Source organism: Microbacterium sp. NPDC089321 (assembly GCF_040684935.1).
Lineage (GTDB): Bacteria > Actinomycetota > Actinomycetes > Actinomycetales > Microbacteriaceae > Microbacterium.
The window spans coordinates 1,178,939-1,193,364 of sequence record NZ_JBFBGX010000001.1 but is presented as its reverse complement, the minus strand read 5'-3'; the positions used below and the strand labels follow the sequence as shown (position 1 = coordinate 1,193,364).

General features: G+C 69.5%; 14 protein-coding genes and 1 riboswitch. Of the genes, 6 read left to right on the top strand and 8 right to left on the bottom strand.

Features of this window, described 5'->3' with window-relative positions; all coding sequences use genetic code 11:
- Positions 1–2: 2 nt before the first annotated feature.
- Complete coding sequence (locus tag AB0N59_RS05580) at positions 3–974, top strand: sugar ABC transporter permease (RefSeq protein WP_363479918.1); 972 nt, start codon at positions 3–5, stop codon at positions 972–974.
- Complete coding sequence (locus AB0N59_RS05575) at positions 971–1,894, top strand: carbohydrate ABC transporter permease (protein ID WP_363479915.1); 924 nt, start codon at positions 971–973, stop codon at positions 1,892–1,894. Before AB0N59_RS05580 ends, AB0N59_RS05575 begins: the two co-directional genes overlap by 4 nt.
- A 113-nt stretch (positions 1,895–2,007) precedes the next feature.
- Here the strand turns inward: AB0N59_RS05575 and AB0N59_RS05570 are convergent, their stop codons facing one another.
- Positions 2,008–3,021, bottom strand: coding sequence for an aldo/keto reductase family protein (locus AB0N59_RS05570; RefSeq protein WP_363479912.1), 1,014 nt, complete (start codon positions 3,019–3,021; stop codon positions 2,008–2,010).
- Positions 3,022–3,089: 68 nt separating this feature from the next.
- Positions 3,090–4,685 (bottom strand): DUF4407 domain-containing protein, encoded by a 1,596-nt coding sequence (locus AB0N59_RS05565; protein ID WP_363479909.1) that lies wholly within the window; start codon positions 4,683–4,685, stop codon positions 3,090–3,092.
- A 104-nt stretch (positions 4,686–4,789) separates the two neighbouring features.
- Between AB0N59_RS05565 and AB0N59_RS05560 the strand changes: the two genes are divergently transcribed.
- Complete coding sequence (locus AB0N59_RS05560; RefSeq protein ID WP_363479906.1) at positions 4,790–5,263, top strand: histidine phosphatase family protein; 474 nt, start codon at positions 4,790–4,792, stop codon at positions 5,261–5,263.
- A 35-nt stretch (positions 5,264–5,298) separates the two neighbouring features.
- Here the strand turns inward: AB0N59_RS05560 and rlmN are convergent, their stop codons facing one another.
- Complete coding sequence (gene rlmN / locus AB0N59_RS05555; RefSeq protein WP_363479903.1) at positions 5,299–6,570, bottom strand: 23S rRNA (adenine(2503)-C(2))-methyltransferase RlmN; 1,272 nt, start codon at positions 6,568–6,570, stop codon at positions 5,299–5,301.
- Between the two features lie 40 nt (positions 6,571–6,610).
- Between rlmN and AB0N59_RS05550 the strand changes: the two genes are divergently transcribed.
- On the top strand, positions 6,611–7,366 hold the full coding sequence (locus AB0N59_RS05550; RefSeq protein WP_363479900.1) for a sulfite exporter TauE/SafE family protein: 756 nt from the start codon (positions 6,611–6,613) through the stop codon (positions 7,364–7,366).
- A gap of 9 nt (positions 7,367–7,375) precedes the next feature.
- On the opposite strand, the gene AB0N59_RS05545 is transcribed toward AB0N59_RS05550, so the two are convergent.
- Positions 7,376–8,206 carry an NAD(P)-dependent oxidoreductase gene (locus tag AB0N59_RS05545; protein ID WP_363479897.1) on the bottom strand — a complete coding sequence of 277 codons (831 nt, stop codon included), beginning with the start codon at positions 8,204–8,206 and terminating at the stop codon, positions 7,376–7,378.
- A gap of 104 nt (positions 8,207–8,310) precedes the next feature.
- Positions 8,311–9,072, bottom strand: coding sequence for an SDR family NAD(P)-dependent oxidoreductase (locus AB0N59_RS05540; RefSeq protein WP_363479894.1), 762 nt, complete (start codon positions 9,070–9,072; stop codon positions 8,311–8,313).
- Positions 9,073–9,190: 118 nt separating this feature from the next.
- On the opposite strand from AB0N59_RS05540, the gene AB0N59_RS05535 reads away from it, so the two are divergent.
- Positions 9,191–9,550 carry a DUF488 family protein gene (locus AB0N59_RS05535; protein WP_363479891.1) on the top strand — a complete coding sequence of 120 codons (360 nt, stop codon included), beginning with the start codon at positions 9,191–9,193 and terminating at the stop codon, positions 9,548–9,550.
- Between the two features lie 30 nt (positions 9,551–9,580).
- Here the strand turns inward: AB0N59_RS05535 and AB0N59_RS05530 are convergent, their stop codons facing one another.
- The 3 genes from AB0N59_RS05530 to AB0N59_RS05520 form a co-directional block, all read right to left on the bottom strand.
- A complete protein-coding gene (locus AB0N59_RS05530) occupies positions 9,581–10,381 on the bottom strand; it encodes an energy-coupling factor transporter transmembrane component T (RefSeq protein ID WP_363479888.1) in 801 nt (266 codons plus the stop codon).
- 5 nt (positions 10,382–10,386) lie between these two features.
- The gene (locus AB0N59_RS05525; protein ID WP_363479885.1) at positions 10,387–11,841 is read right to left on the bottom strand and encodes an ABC transporter ATP-binding protein; all 1,455 of its coding nucleotides are present in this window, start codon (positions 11,839–11,841) and stop codon (positions 10,387–10,389) included.
- 2 nt (positions 11,842–11,843) lie between these two features.
- Positions 11,844–12,491 carry an ECF transporter S component gene (locus AB0N59_RS05520; RefSeq protein ID WP_363479882.1) on the bottom strand — a complete coding sequence of 216 codons (648 nt, stop codon included), beginning with the start codon at positions 12,489–12,491 and terminating at the stop codon, positions 11,844–11,846.
- Positions 12,484–12,593, bottom strand: a riboswitch (TPP riboswitch). Its footprint overlaps the gene before it by 8 nt.
- 73 nt (positions 12,594–12,666) lie before the next feature.
- Here AB0N59_RS05520 and AB0N59_RS05515 point away from each other — a divergent pair.
- Positions 12,667–14,310 carry a D-alanyl-D-alanine carboxypeptidase gene (locus AB0N59_RS05515; RefSeq protein WP_363479879.1) on the top strand — a complete coding sequence of 548 codons (1,644 nt, stop codon included), beginning with the start codon at positions 12,667–12,669 and terminating at the stop codon, positions 14,308–14,310.
- Positions 14,311–14,426: the final 116 nt, after the last annotated feature.

Sequence of the window (14,426 nt, the reverse complement as noted above, 5' to 3'; positions counted from 1 at the left end):
CCTTGTCCGCTCCGACCACCCGCGGCATCCGCGCGACCCGCGGCATCCGCGAGAGGGGCTCCGCCGGCACCACCGGCGGGGCCTCCCCCTCGCGTCGCCCGTTCCGCGCACGCCACGCGCTCACCCTTCTCGCGTTCATGGCGCCGGCGATCGTGTTCGTGTGCTGGTTCACCTACGCCCCGATGCTGCAGGGCGCCCGCATGGCGTTCCACGACTGGAACCTGTGGGACCTCACCTCGACCCCGTTCGTGGGGTTCGACAACTTCGTCACCGTCTTCCAGGATCCGGCGTTCCCGACCGTCGCATGGAACTCCGTGCTCTGGGTGGTCGGCTCGCTCGTTCCGCAGCTGGTGATCGGCTTCCTGATCGCGCTCGCGCTGCGCAAGAGGTTCCGCTTCCGCGGCCTGTATCAGGCTCTCGTCTTCTTCCCGTGGGCGGTCTCGGGCTTCCTCATCGGGATGCTCTTCCGCTGGATGTTCAACGCCGAGTTCGGCGTCGTGAACGATCTGCTCATGAAGGCGGGGCTGATCGATGCGCCGCTGCCGTGGCTGGCCGATCCGAAGCTCGCGATGTTCGCCGTGATCGTCGCGAACGTCTGGTACGGCGTCACGTTCTTCGCGATCATGATCCTCGCGGCCCTGCAGTCGGTCCCCGATGACGTGCTCGAGGCCGCCAGCCTCGACGGCGCGGGCAAGGCCCGCCAGCTCTTCTCGATCATCATCCCGTACATCTCGGTGACGCTGTTCCTGACCGTGCTGCTGCGCGTGATCTGGATCTTCAACTTCCCCGACATCATCTGGGCGATGACGAGCGGCGGGCCGGCGAACCAGACGCACATCATCACGACCTGGATGATCAACTACACGCAGCAGGGCAACTACGGCATCGCCAGCGCGATCGGCCTGATCGTCGTCGCGTTCCTGTTCGTCTTCTGCGCGTTCTATCTCATGGCGATGCGGAGGGCACAGCGATGACCACCCTGACCGGCCCCACCTCGGCGCGCACCTCGATCACCGACACGCGCCGCGTGACCGTCCCCGACCCGGCAGCCGCACCGCGCGGTCCGCGCAAGGTGACCGTCGGCGGCGTCATCCGGGTCGTCGGACTCGCGCTGTGGCTCATCATCACGCTGTTCCCGCTGTACTGGATCGCGCTGACCTCGTTCAAGTCCCCCGGCACCATCAACCGGTACCCGATCGAGTACTGGCCGAGCGAGCCGTCGCTCGAGAACTACGTCAGCCTGTTCGAGACGAGCTCGTTCGGCGTCTTCCTGGGCAACTCCGCCCTGGTGGCGGTCACGGCCGGTGCGGTGGCGACGCTCATCGCCCTGCTCAGCGCCTACGTCCTCGCGCGCTTCGAGTTCCGCGGCAAGGGGCCCGTGCTGATCGCGTTCCTGCTGACGCAGATGATCCCGGCGTTCATCGCGCTCGGACCGCTGTACTCCATGATGAGCGACCTGGGCCTGGTCGACACCAAGCCCGGCCTCATCCTCGTGTACATCGCGATCTGCATCCCGTTCTCGACGGTCATGCTGCGCGGGTTCTTCGAGAACGTGCCGGACGCGCTCGAAGAGGCGGCGCAGATCGACGGATGCTCCCGCCTCGGTGCACTGTTCCGCGTGCTCGTCCCGGTGATGACCCCCGGCATCATCGCCGCGTTCATCTTCAACTTCGTCAACTGCTGGAACGAGCTGTTCCTGTCGGTCGTGCTGATGAACACCGATGAGAACCGCACGGTTCCGTCGGCGCTGAACGGATTCATCTCCACGTTCAACATCGACTGGGGCTCCATGTCGGCGGCGGCCGTGCTGACGATCCTCCCGACGATGCTGATGTTCGCGCTCGCGAGCCGCTGGATCGTCCAGGGGCTGACCTCCGGCGCCGTCAAGGAGTAACCGCACGCGAACGCCCGTCTCGGGCATCCGCAGCACTCAGGTCGCGATTCGTCCCGCTGTTTCACCGAAATGGCGGGACGAATCGCGACCTGAACGCGTTGAAGAGGCGAACCTCAGACCAGACGCGTCTTCGGCGAGACGTCGTAGGTGTCTTCGGGGTCGGTGTTCGCCACTCCCCCGAGTGCCTCGTCGATCGCCGTCATCACATCGGCGCCCAGACGCACGCCCGAGGCCTTGACGGTCTCTGCGAGCTGCTCGGGGCGCGATGCGCCCACGAGGGCGGCGGCGACGTTCGGGTTCTGCAGCACCCACGCGATCGCGAGCTGCGGCATCGTCAGACCCGCGTCGGCAGCGATGGGCTTGAGCTTCTGCACCGCCTCGAGGATGTCGTCCTGCAGCAGGCGCTTGATGAAATCGGCGCCCGAGTGCGGGTCGGTCGCGCGCGAGCCGTCGGGCACGGGCTGGCCGGGCAGGTACTTGCCGCTCAGCACGCCCTGCGCCATCGGCGACCACACGATCTGCGAGATGCCGAGGCTCTCGGAGGTCGGCACGACCTTGCCCTCGATCACGCGGTGCAGCATCGAGTACTGCGGCTGGTTCGAGATGAGCTGGAAGCCCAGCTGGCGCGACAGCGCGTGTCCTTCGCGCAGCTGCTCGGCCGTCCACTCCGAGACGCCGATGTACAGCGCCTTGCCCTGACGCACGACGTCGGCGAACGCCTGCATCGTCTCTTCGAGAGGCGTCTCGTAGTCGTAGCGGTGCGCCTGGTACAGGTCGACGTAGTCGGTTCCGAGCCGCTGCAGTGAGCCGTCGATCGACTCGAAGATGTGCTTGCGGCTGAGCCCGGTGTCGTTCGGACCCTTCGGCCCGGTCGGGAAGTAGACCTTGGTGAAGATCTCGAGGCCGGCGCGACGCTGACCGGCGAGCGCCTTGCCGAGCACGACCTCCGCCGCCGTGTTCGCGTAGGTGTCCGCGGTGTCGAACGTGGTGATGCCGGCGTCGAGCGCAGCGTGCACCGTCGCGATCGCCGCCTCGTCACCCACCTGCGACGCGTGGGTCACCCAGTTGCCGTAGGTGATCTCCGAGACCTTGAGTCCGCTGTTTCCGAGGTAGCGATAGTTGACCATGCACCAACGCTATCCGCGATCGACGCGGTCTCGGCCAGATGAGTCGGGCCTTGACAAGCCCGGCGTCGTCACACCGAGGCGGTCTCGCGGATGTCGGCCCTGGTCATCGGCTGGGTCGGCGCCGGATCGGTCGCGACAGCCGCCGGTGACGACCCGGATGCCCGTGACGCGGCCGCAGGGGCATCCGCAGCCGTCACGATCGCCGCGCGATCGCGGAAGCCCTCGGCGGTGATCCGGTCGAGATCGACCTGCTTGCGGATGTCGCGTGCGCGCTCGTAGAGCGACGGGTCGCCCCAGCTGGTGAGCACCTTCACGAGCACGGGCAGCAGCTCGATCATGAAGAACAGCGCGGCGATCAGCCAGTGCGCCCAGAAGATCGTCGGCTCCTTCTCGCCGAGGCGGTTGAGCCCGGTGATCTGGCTGAGCAGGCCGATCGCGCCGGCGTTGCCCTGCGCGACCGAGTCGGCACGCGCGTTGTATGCGGCGAGCGCCTGCTCGTAGGTCTTCTTCGCGGCCGGAAGCTGGTCCTTCGCCTGCTCGCGGTTGGCCTGCTCGGATGCCGCGGTGTTGGCCTTCGCGTCGGTCTCGGCTGTCGACAGGTCGTCGTTCGCCGACCGGAGCTGCGCCGACAGCGCGTCGTAGGTCTGCTGGGCCTGGGCGAGCTGCGCCTTCGCGGCGTCGGAGCTCGAGCCCTCGCCGTTCACACCGGTGCAGCCCGGCACGGTGCCGGCGCCCTCGCCGGTCAGCTCGCACTGGTACAGCGCACGGGCCGAGTCGATGACCTTCTGCTGCTCGGCCATCTTGGCGGTCAGCTCGTCGACGGTCGACTTCGCGGCGCTCGTGCTCGCCGAGCCCGAGTCGGTGCCGGCGACGACGCCGGTCGCGGCCTGGTTCTCGAGGGCGGCGACGCGCTCGGTCGCCGCGTCGAGGGCCTTCTTCTCGGGGCCCTTCTCGAGGGCGTCCTGGTCGGACTGCGACTGGGTGATGTTGGTGGACGCCACCTCGCGGGCGATGTCGTTGTGGAACACCTGCAGCACGAGAGGCTCGGCCACGAGGAATCCGATCAGCGCGGCCATCGCGACACGGGGCAGCGCGAGCGCGAGCATCTTGCCGACATTGCGGGTCGACGACATCGTCGACGTGAGGAAGCGGTCGAGGTTGAAGATGATCGCCGCCCACACGAGCGCCAGCGGGATCGCGACCCAGATGGCGACCTGCACGCCGGTCGTCAGCGCGAACATCATCGAGATCGCCGAGACCAGCGCGGTGCCGACCAGCACGAAGAACATCTGCACGAAGCGCGGCGTCTCGCCGGGCACCCGGTCGAGGATCTCGCCCTCGGCGCCGCCGAGGATCGCCATCGTCCGCATCCGCGAACCGGGGGTGCGGGGGCGTCGCTCGCGCTTCGGTCGCGGTGCGCGCTTCGGACGGCGGGGCTCGGCCGGCCGCTCGTCGGATGCTGCGGGCTCGGACTCGTCGATCACCGTGCTCGGGTGCGTCTCCGGAGCGTCGTCAGCGGGCCGCGCGGTCTCGGAGCCGGTCGGCTCGTACTGGCGCAGGAAATCGAGGTCTTCGTCGGTGACCGAGCCTTCGGGAGCGTCGGACTCGAACGAGATCCGCCCCTGGGAATCCATCCGGCCAGGGCGATGTGCGGAATAGGACATCCCTCCAGAGTAGGAAACCCCGGCTGTGCGACTCCCCAACGCTCCCTGCGAGCGGCTCACAGAGAAGGGTGCGGCGAGCGGTCGCGGATGCCAGGCTGGACGCCATGAAGACGCTGCTGCTGGCCCGCCACGCGAAGTCCGACTGGGGCGATCAGGCGCTGCGCGACCACGATCGTCCGCTCAACGCCCGCGGGATGCGCGACGCCCCGGCGATGGCGACCAGGCTCGTCGACGAGGGGCTGCGGCTGCAGCACATCGTGTCGAGCACGGCGCTTCGCGCCCGCACCACGGCCGACGAGTACGCGGCGGCGTTCCGCCTCGAGGTCGCCGATGAGCCGGCCCTCTACGCGGCCTCGGCGCGCACGATCCTGTCGGTGGCCGCGGCGCTTCCGGATGCCGTCGACGTCGCGATGCTCATCGGCCACAATCCCGGAATGGCAGATGCTGTCGCCGAGCTCACCGGCGAGCACGTCGAGTTCCCGACGTGCGCGGTCGCCGAGTGCACGGTCGACGCGGAGTCGTGGGCAGAGCTGATCGAGGGTTCGGGCCGGATGGTGGCGCTGCGCACGCCCCGCTGACCGCGCCGCGTCCTCGCCCCTGCTCGTCGACGAGGTCAGACCAGCGCGGCGGCCTCGGCCTCGTCTTCGCTGGTGGCGACGAGCTGACCGCAGGCCCCGTCGATCTCCTTGCCGCGGGTGTCGCGCAGAGTGGTCGGGATGCCCGCGTCGTTGAGGCGGCGCACGAACTCGTTCTGCACGTCGACCTCTGAGGCCGTCCAGATCGAGCCGGGCGTGGGGTTCAGCGGGATCGGGTTCACGTGAACCCAGCCGCGGCCGCGGGAGTTCAGCTTCGAGGCGAGCAGGTCGGCGCGCCACGGGTGATCGTTCATGTCCTTGATCAGGGCGTACTCGATCGACACGCGGCGCCCGGTCTTGTCGAAGTACTCTCGAGCGGCATCCAGCGCCTCGCCGACCTTCCAGCGCGAGTTCACCGGGATCAGCTCGTCCCGCAGCTCGTCGTCGGGCGCGTGCAGCGACAGCGCGAAGGTCACCGGGATGTCTTCATCCGCGAGCTTCTTGATCGCCGGAACCAGGCCGACGGTCGACACCGTGATCCCCCGGGCGCTCATACCGAGGCCGTCGGGCTGCGGCGCGACCATGATGCGCACGGCGTCCATGACGCGCTTGTAGTTGGCGAGCGGCTCGCCCATGCCCATGAAGACGATGTTCGAGACGCGCTCCATCGAGTGGTCGTTCGCCTTCTTGCCGCCGAGCTCGCCGTTCGCGATGGCCCGGTTGGCGCGCACGATCTGCTCGATGATCTCGGCGGTCGACATGTTGCGGGTCAGTCCTGCCTGGCCGGTGGCGCAGAACGGGCAGTTCATGCCGCAGCCCGCCTGAGACGAGACGCACAGCGTGATGCGACCGGGGTAGCGCATGAGCACCGACTCGACGAGGGCGCCGTCGTGCAGACGCCACAGGAACTTGATCGTGTCGCCCCTGTCGGTCTCGAGGCGCTTCACCTCGGTCATCAGGGGCGGAAGCATGCCGGTGACGAGCTCCTCGCGCTGAGCCGCGGGAAGGTCGGTCATGTGCGCCGGGTCCGAGGTGTAGTGCGTGAAGTAATGGGTCGACAGCTGCTTCGCGCGGAAGCCGGGCAGGCCCAGCTCCTTGACCTTCTCGACGCGCTCGGCGGGCGTCAGGTCGGCGAGGTGGACGGGCGGCTTGCCGCGCTTGGGGCTGGCGAACTGCAGGAGCGGGCGCCCCTCGGCATCCTTCTGCTGCGTCCATCCCTCGGTCGCGGGGCGCACCTGGGTGCCGCGGGCGGGCCCGGTCTTGCGCACGGGCGTGCTGCGGGAGGGCGGCGTCTTGTCGGATGCGGGCATGAGTCAAGGGTACGGCGTGCCGGCTGGGAGACTGGAGGGCATGGAGATCTGGGCGTGGGCGCTGCTGGCCTTCGCGGCGCTCATCGCCGGGCTCGGCAAGACCGCCCTGCCTGGCAGCTCGACCATCGCGGTGGTGATCCTGGCATCCGTCCTGCCTGCGCGCACGTCGACCGCGGCGATGCTGCTGCTGTTCATCGTCGGCGACGTCTTCGCGCTCATCGCCTATCGGCGGCACGCCGACTGGCGCACCCTGCTGCGGCTCGCGCCGGCGGTCGTGGTCGGCCTGCTCGTGGGGGCGGTGTTCCTCGCGGTGAGCACCGACGGGATCGTGCGCCGCACGATCGGCGTCATCCTGCTGGCGATGATCGCGCTCACGCTCTGGCGCCGGCATCGGGCACCAGCGCGACCGGCCGGCGACGATGCCGAGCCCGGCGCACGGGCATCCGGTCGCATCGCCGCCGGCGGATACGGCACCCTCGCCGGATTCACGACGATGGTCGCCAACTCCGGCGGTCCGGTGATGTCGATGTACTTCCTCGCGACCCGCACTCCTGTGAAGGTGTTCCTCGGCACCTCGGCGTGGTTCTTCGCGATCGTCAACCTCACCAAGGTGCCGTTCCTCGCCGGCATCGGACTGCTCACGCCCGAGGTGCTGCTGCTCGATCTCACGCTCGCGCCGATGGTCGTGATCGGTGCGCTGATCGGCATCCGCCTCGCCAGACGGATGCCGCAGCAGCTGTTCGACCGGCTCGTGATCGCGCTGACGATCGCCGGGTCGCTCTACCTGCTGTTCTGAAGGAGCGCCTCAGTCGAGGAAGATGTCGGGGAACAGCCGGTCGTCGGGGGTGCCGGGCACCGCCGCGTACTTCGAGAAGTCGGTGACGCCGTCGGCCTCGAGCACGTCCTCGACGATCAGGGTCTGGCCCGTGTACTCAGCGGCGGGCTTGGTGATCACCGAGTACGCGGCATCGGCGTAGATGTCGGCCGTGCGGCTGGCCGCCATCACCCTGTCGCCGCCCAGCAGGTTCTGCACGGCGGCGGTGGCGATCGTGGTGCGGGGCCAGAGCGTGTTGGCGGCGATGCCGGCATCCGCGAACTCGGCCGCGAGGCCCAGCGTCGCCATCGTCATCCCGTACTTCGCGAGCGTGTATCCGGTGTGCGCGCCCAGCCACTTCGGCGAGAGGTTCAGCGGCGGCGACAGCGACAGGATGTGCGGGTTCGCCGCCTCGCGCAGCACCGGCACGGCCGCGCGCGAGAGCATGAAGGTTCCGCGCACGTTGACGTCCTGCATGAGGTCGTACTTCTTCGCGGCGAGGTCGAGCGAGCGCGAGAGATCGATGACGCTCGCGTTGTTGATGACGATGTCGATGCCGCCGAACTCGCCCTGCGTCTTCATGACGGCCTCGGTCACCTGGTCGTCGTCACGCACGTCGCCGACGATCGGCAGGGCCTGCCCTCCTGCCGCGCGGATCGCCTCGGCGGCCGAGTGCACCGTGCCCTCGAGCTTGGGATGCGGGGTGTCGGTCTTCGCGAGCATGGCGATGTTCGCGCCGTCGGCGGCTGCGCGCAGCGCGATCGCGAGGCCGATGCCGCGGCTGCCGCCCGACATCAGGATGGTCTTTCCGGCCAGTGACATGGTCTCTCCCTTGCTGGGTGGCGCTTTCTGGTTTCGAATCGCGTGAATCGCTGTGTTCCGGCCCGAATCGCCGCAATTCACGCGATTCGAACGGGGGGGGTGGGTTACTTCGGCGCCATGCGGATGGCGCCGTCGAGACGGATCGTCTCGCCGTTGAGGTAGCCGTTGGCCACGATGTGCTCGACGAGCGCGGCGTACTCGTCGGGCTTGCCGAGCCGCGACGGATACGGCACCTGCTGACCGAGCGAGTCCTGCGCGGCCTGCGGCAGGCCGGCGAGCATCGGCGTCTCCATGATCCCGGGGGCGATGGTGCAGACCCGGATGCCGTGGCGCGCGAGCTCACGGGCGATCGGCAGCGTCATCGCGTGCACGCCGCCCTTCGACGCGGAATAGGCGGGCTGGCCGATCTGGCCGTCGAACGCCGCGACGCTGGCGGTGTTGACGATGACGCCGCGGTCGCCGCCCTCGGTCGGCTCGGTCTGGGCGATCACTGCCGCGGCCTGCGAGATGACGTTGAAGGTGCCGACGAGGTTGATGCGGATGACGCGCTCGAACGCGTCGAGGTCGGCCGGGTTGCCGTCGCGGTCGAGCACCTTGGCGGGCGGGGCGATGCCGGCGCAGTTCACGACGACGCGCAGCGGGGCGACGGCATGGGCGGATGCCACGGCCGCGGCGACCTGCTCGGAGCTCGTCACGTCGGCGGGCAGGAAGAGTCCGCCCAGCTCGGCGGCGATCTCCTCGCCGGGGGAGCTCGGCAGGTCGATGATCGCGACCCGCGCTCCGGCCGCGGAGAGCCTGCGTGCGGTGGCGAGGCCGAGTCCGCTCGCGCCGCCCGTGATGAGCGCGCCCTGTCCCGTGATCTGCATCGTGTTCTCCTTCGAACGGCTCGGCGCCGGTCGGACGCCGAATGCGACTGAGTCTCAGCATACGTGGTTCTGAGTCTCCCGCTGGTGCGATGGTCGCGAGCGGGTGGATGCTGAGGGTATGGAACTTCGTCGCAGACGAGCCTACGACAGCGCCTCACCCGACGACGGGTTCCGCGTGCTGGTCGACCGGCTCTGGCCGCGGGGCGTCTCGAAGGAGCGCGCGGCGATCGATCTGTGGGCGAAGGACGTCGCGCCGACGACCGAGCTGCGCCGCGAATGGCATGCCCCCGGGGCCGACTTCGACACGAACGCCCAGCGCTATCGCACACAGCTCGAGGGCGAATCGGCGGAGGCTCTCTCGACCCTCGTCGACGAGCTGCGCGGGCATCCGGTCGTCACCCTCGTCTACGCCGTCAACGACACCGAGCACAACCACGCGATCGTGCTCGAGGATGTGCTCCGGTCGCTTCTCGACTGAGCCTCTCGGCGACGGCCGGCCGGGACCGGATCAGCTCCAGACGAACCTGAAGACGCCTGCGACGACGGCCGCGGCGATCGCGAGCACCATGATCGCGATGCCGCCCGCGAGGGCCACGGCATCCCGCGGGTGCAGGCGCGAGGGGCGCGACCACGTGCGCTCGATGCCCGAGCCGAACCCGCGCGCCTCCATCGCCATCGCCAGCTTCGTGCCGCGGCGCACCGCGAACACCAGCAGCACGAAAGCCATCGAGAAGAACCTCCTGACGGCACCGGAATCTCCCACGCCCCGCGCGCGGCGAGCCAAGGCCATCGTGCGCCAGTCGTCGAGGAACAGACCCAGCATGCGCGTGCCTGCCAGCGCTCCGAGCACGAAGCGGCTGGGCAGGTGCGCCACCTGCGAGAGCGCATCGCCGAGCTCGGTCGGATCCGTGCGCCCGAACAGCAGGATCGTCGGCAGCCCCAGGGCGACCACGCGCAGGGTCACCGCGATGGCCAGCGAGATCGACCCCTCGCTGACCGCGGCGAACCCGAACTGCCAGTAGACCCGCCCCTCCGGCTCGGCGTAGAGCAGCATGCTGATACCAGCGAGCGGTGAGAACACGATGATCGGCAGCATGCGCAGCAGCACCGTGCGCACCGGCAGGCCCGTCAGCGGCAGGCACAGCAGCTGCAGCCCGATCGCCACCAGCGCGCTCACCGGATCGATGGATGCGAAGAGCGGCACCGACAGCACCAGCGCCAGCACGATCTTCGTGACCGGATTCACGCCGTCGAGCCAGGCCGAGCGCTCGCCTGATCGCTCGGCGGAGGCGACGGCCGGCAGATCCATCCGACTCATCGCACCCCCATCGCGTCGAGCTCGAGACGCTGGCCGCCGAGGTGCCGGATCACCTGATCGTCATGGCTCACGGCGATCACGGTGCGACCGGCGGCGATCTCGTTCTGCAGCAGCTCGACGATGCCGATCCAGCCGCGGCGATCCTGCCCGAACGTCGGTTCGTCGAGCACCATCACCTGCGGAGAGGCCGCGAGCACCGTCGCCACCGAGAGCCGGCGCTTCTGGCCGCCGCTCAGCGTGAAGGGATTGGCGAGCCCCAGGGGCGCCAGCTGCAGCCGCTCGAGCAGGTCGTCGACGATCGCCTCCACCTGGCCGGCGGACATGCCGAGCGCCCGAGGCCCCACGGCGAGCTCATCGCGCAGCGTGCGCGAGAGGAACTGATGCTCGGGCTCCTGGAACACCGTGCCGATGCGTGTGAGCAGCTCCCGCGAGGTCCACCTCGAAGGACGGCGTCCGCTGCGACCAGCCAGGTCGGGTGCCGACTCGACGGCTCCGGCGAGTTCGGGCAGCAATCCAGCGAGAGTGAGCGCCAGCGTCGACTTGCCCGCGCCGTTGGGTCCGGTGATGACCGTCGCCATCCCCCGCGGCACATCGAGATCGAGATGCGACTGCACCGGCGTGCGCCGATCGCGGGAGACCGACAGATCGTGCGTCTCGAGCACGGCATCCGCAGCCACCATCCCGCCCAGCACCGAGAGCTCGACGTCGTGATGCGGCACCCACACGCCGGCATCCGCGAGCTCATCGCGATGTGCGCCGAACACCTCGGCGGGAGTGCCGTCGGCGAGCAGTCCGCCGTCGGCGGCCAGCACGATCACCCGTGTGAGCAGGTCGACCCACACCTCGGTGCGGTGCTCGACGACGACCAGCGTGGCGCCGGTGCCGTCGAGCACGCGTGCCACGCTGTCGCGCACGTCGCGCACGCCCTGCGGGTCGAGGTTCGCGGTCGGCTCGTCGAGCAGCAGCAGACCAGGACGCATCGCGAGAACTCCGGCGAGCGCCAGGCGCTGCTTCTGCCCGCCCGACAGCGCCTTGGTCGGCCGGTCGAGGGGAACATCGAGCCCCACGGCCTCCATCGCCTCGGCGACGCGCCCAGGGATCTGCTCAGCCGGCACCGCGAGATTCTCGCAGCCGAACGCGACGTCATCGCCGACCTTCGACAGCACCACACCCGCGTCCGGGTCCTGCAGCACGAGCCCGATGTCGCCGCGACGGGACTCGGGTGTCGCGCCGTCGACCAGCAGCGAGCCGGTGCGCTCGCCTTCCTCAGCGTCTCCGAGGACGCCGGCGAGTGCGGCCAGCAGCGTGGACTTCCCCGCACCGGAGGCGCCGAGCAGCAGCACCCGTTCGCCGGGCTCGATGGTGAAGGAGACATCGCTGACGGCCGGCAGACGCCGTCCGGCGTACCGCCACCCCCACCCGTTCGCGCTGACGCGAGCAGGAGCCGACATCGTCAGACCTCCTGGCGGGCTTCCCGGCCGGCGGCGAACCTGCTCAGTGCTCCCGTCGAGGCGAGTGCGCGCACCAGCAGCCAGCCGACGAGACCGGCCAGCAGCGCCCCCGAGACGACCAGCGTGCCCAGGTAGATCGAGTTGAACTCGACGCTCTTCAGGATGTTCGGAGACGACCCGTAGAACAGCTCGAACACCCAGGCCGCGGCGGCGGCGCCGACACCGGCGAGCATGGCCACCGGCAGGGTGAAGCGGCGGTAGAGGAACAGCGCGAAGATGAGCTCGGCGCCGAGCCCCTGCACGAGGCCCGACAGCACGGTCGAGATGCCCCACACGTTGCCGATCAGCGCCGAGACGATCGCGGCGATCAGCTCGACCACGAGAGCGGCTCCCGGTTTGCGGATCACGAGACCGCCGAGCACGCCGCCCAGCAGCCAGATGCCCACGGCGATGCCGCCGAGACCCGGGGTGAGGGCGTCGGCCGCGCCGAACCACGCATAGCCGGCGCCGTTCCAGGCCCAGAAGATGAGGCCGGTGGCGACTCCGAGCACGGCGGCGACGACGATGTCGACGACACGCCAGTTGAGCTTGCGTGCGGGGGATGCGGTGGTCGCGTTCTCGGTGGCGGAACGGTGCGTGGACGTACTCATCTGAACTCCTCCCTGCGCCGGCATGATCCGGATCAGGTTCGACGGTCGAAGCGCTTTTCGCTTCCTCTCAGCCCGCCCGTGCGGACTCCCGTGGTGATGGCTCGATCATAGCGTCGGTTCCGTGGCCACGGGCGTGCGTTTCGTCCCGTGAAACGGTGGCCTGTAGCGTGGTGAGGTGAGCCCTCCCCCAGAGTCGACGCGCCCTGTCACGCGCCGCGTCATGCGCGAGCGCACGCGCGCACGGGCCGCTCGTGCATCCGGCGATGCGGCGACGCTGCCGAAGTTCGGCGACAGCCTCGGGCCGGAACGGGCCGCGACCAGCGATACTGACGCTGTGGATGTCGAGCGGAAAGCGCCTGCGGACGCGCCCGAGGGCGCTGTCGGGCGCGCCGACGCCGCGAGGTCGGAGAGCACGACCGTCGTGGCGTCCGACGCGCCGGCGGGAGCATCTCCGACCTCGGCTGCCGACGACGCGCCGAAGGCCTGGGCCGACGAGCAGCGCCCGCCCACCGCACTGACATGGCTCGAGGCATCCGCCCTGCTCGACGAGCACCCGGTCGCAGCCGAACCCCGCCCGCTCTTCGAAGGTGCCCGGCTGACACCGGGATGGCGGCGCCCCCGCATCCTGATCCCCCTGAGCATCGTCGCCGCACTCTGCGGCGCCTACGTCTCGACCACGCTGCTGTGGCCGCTGAGCGAGGTCGCCCCGACAGCGCAGGCATCCGCCGTGACGATCGCCCCCGCTCCCGCTGCGGCCGTCACCTGGCCGGCGCAGGGCAGCGCCGCTGTGGGCATCCAGGGACTGGCGCCCGTGACGTCCACGGCGTCGGCAGACGAGATCGCGAGCATCTCGAAGGTCGTCAGCGTGATGATGGTGCTCGACGAGCTGCCCCTGAAGGTCGGCGAGCAGGGCCCGAGCTTCCGCTTCACCTACGCCGACTCCCGCGAGTTCTGGCGCTACCGCGAAGCGAACCAGTCGTCGCTCGACGTGCCCGTCGGCGGCAGCCTCACCGAGTACCAGATGCTGCAGGGGATCATGCTCGGCTCGGCGAACAACTACATCGACCGCCTCTCCGACGAGCTGTGGGGTTCCGACCGGGCGTTCGCCCAGGCAGCGGCGCAGTGGCTCAGCGATCGCGGCATCGAGGGCGTGACGCTCGCCTCTCCCTCGGGGTTCGACAAGCGGAACGTCGCACCGCCCGGCGCGCTCATCCAGATCGCGGAGCTGGCGATGGCGAACCCGGTCTTCGCCGAGATCGTGGCCACCCGCACGGCGGAGATCCCGGGCGTCGGCACCGTGACCAACACCAACCAGATGCTCGATGACCCCGGGGTCGTGGGCATCAAGACGGGCACTCTCTCGCACTGGAACCTGCTCACCGCGAAGGACATCACCGTCGGCGACACCACGGTGCGACTGTTCAGCGCCGTGCTCGGGCAGGACGACAACAAGGCGCGCCTGGCGGCGACCCGCCAGCTGCTCGCCGACGTCGAGAAGAGCCTCACCGAGCAGGCGCCGTCGGTGCCTGCCGGCACCGTGGTCGGGCACGTGAGCACCGAGTGGGGCGACCGGGTCGACATCGTGACCGACGCGGATACGCGCGTGATGCTGTGGAACGGCGCCGGGGCGACCTCGTCGACCTCGTTCTCGCTGGACGAGAAGACGAAGAAGGGCGCCGAGGTCGGCACCCTGACTGCAGAGGGTCCGCTCGACACGGCGACCACGTCGGTCTCCCTCGCCGATGACATCACGCAGCCGAGCGCCTGGTGGCGTCTGACGCACCCGCTCGAGCTCTTCGGGCTCGACGACAACGACTGACCTTCAGGTCGTCGCACGAGTGGACCACGTCGCGCCGAGATCACCATGTGCCGACGCGCATAAGTGGTGAGTTCGGCGGGATATGGTGCGTTCGGCACCAGGACTGCAGAGCGCCC

Bases quoted from the DNA above. Each gene is read 5' to 3' on its own strand.
- AB0N59_RS05535 (WP_363479891.1), top strand. From the start codon at position 9,191: ATGGAACTTCGTCGCAGACGAGCCTACGACAGCGCCTCACCCGACGAC.
- AB0N59_RS05565 (WP_363479909.1), bottom strand. From the start codon at position 4,685: ATGTCCTATTCCGCACATCGCCCTGGCCGGATGGATTCCCAGGGGCGG.
- AB0N59_RS05530 (WP_363479888.1), bottom strand. From the start codon at position 10,381: ATGGATCTGCCGGCCGTCGCCTCCGCCGAGCGATCAGGCGAGCGCTCG.
- rlmN (WP_363479903.1), bottom strand. From the start codon at position 6,570: ATGCCCGCATCCGACAAGACGCCGCCCTCCCGCAGCACGCCCGTGCGC.
- AB0N59_RS05540 (WP_363479894.1), bottom strand. From the start codon at position 9,072: ATGCAGATCACGGGACAGGGCGCGCTCATCACGGGCGGCGCGAGCGGA.
- AB0N59_RS05560 (WP_363479906.1), top strand. From the start codon at position 4,790: ATGAAGACGCTGCTGCTGGCCCGCCACGCGAAGTCCGACTGGGGCGAT.
- AB0N59_RS05570 (WP_363479912.1), bottom strand. From the start codon at position 3,021: ATGGTCAACTATCGCTACCTCGGAAACAGCGGACTCAAGGTCTCGGAG.
- AB0N59_RS05575 (WP_363479915.1), top strand. From the start codon at position 971: ATGACCACCCTGACCGGCCCCACCTCGGCGCGCACCTCGATCACCGAC.
- AB0N59_RS05520 (WP_363479882.1), bottom strand. From the start codon at position 12,491: ATGAGTACGTCCACGCACCGTTCCGCCACCGAGAACGCGACCACCGCA.
- AB0N59_RS05545 (WP_363479897.1), bottom strand. From the start codon at position 8,206: ATGTCACTGGCCGGAAAGACCATCCTGATGTCGGGCGGCAGCCGCGGC.
- AB0N59_RS05525 (WP_363479885.1), bottom strand. From the start codon at position 11,841: ATGTCGGCTCCTGCTCGCGTCAGCGCGAACGGGTGGGGGTGGCGGTAC.
- AB0N59_RS05550 (WP_363479900.1), top strand. From the start codon at position 6,611: ATGGAGATCTGGGCGTGGGCGCTGCTGGCCTTCGCGGCGCTCATCGCC.